This is a genomic window from Algibacter ulvanivorans, from assembly GCF_048381495.1.
Classification (GTDB): domain Bacteria; phylum Bacteroidota; class Bacteroidia; order Flavobacteriales; family Flavobacteriaceae; genus Algibacter_B; species Algibacter_B ulvanivorans.
Genome location: NZ_JBLWGD010000049.1, coordinates 1 through 317, shown reverse-complemented (window position 1 = coordinate 317; position 317 = coordinate 1). Strand labels below are relative to the sequence as shown.

At 46.7% G+C, this 317-nt stretch carries 1 protein-coding gene; it reads right to left on the bottom strand.

All coding sequences use genetic code 11. The features are described 5' to 3' along the window. Positions 1–317: HYR domain-containing protein (locus ACNG5D_RS15940; RefSeq protein ID WP_418184520.1), on the bottom strand; the 317-nt coding region annotated here is incomplete at both ends.

The following is a 317-nucleotide window of genomic DNA, read 5'->3' as shown; positions in this document are numbered from 1 at the left end:
GTATTACCAGCACCATCGGTTACGGTCCAAGTGACCGTTGTTTCTCCTAATGGGAATGAGGCAGGTGCATCATTAGATATGGATGTTGTGTTACAGTTATCATCCACAGTAGGCGTTCCAAGCTTGACATTAGCGGCATCTGTAGAACAGCCATTAGCATCAACATTTACAGATACCGGTGCAGCACAGTTTACAAAAGTCGGATTGATATTATCGGTTACAGTCACAGTTTGCGTACAAGTGGCCGTATTACCAGCACCAACGGTTACGGTCCAAGTGACCGTTGTTTCCCCTAAAGGGAACACGGCAGGTGCATC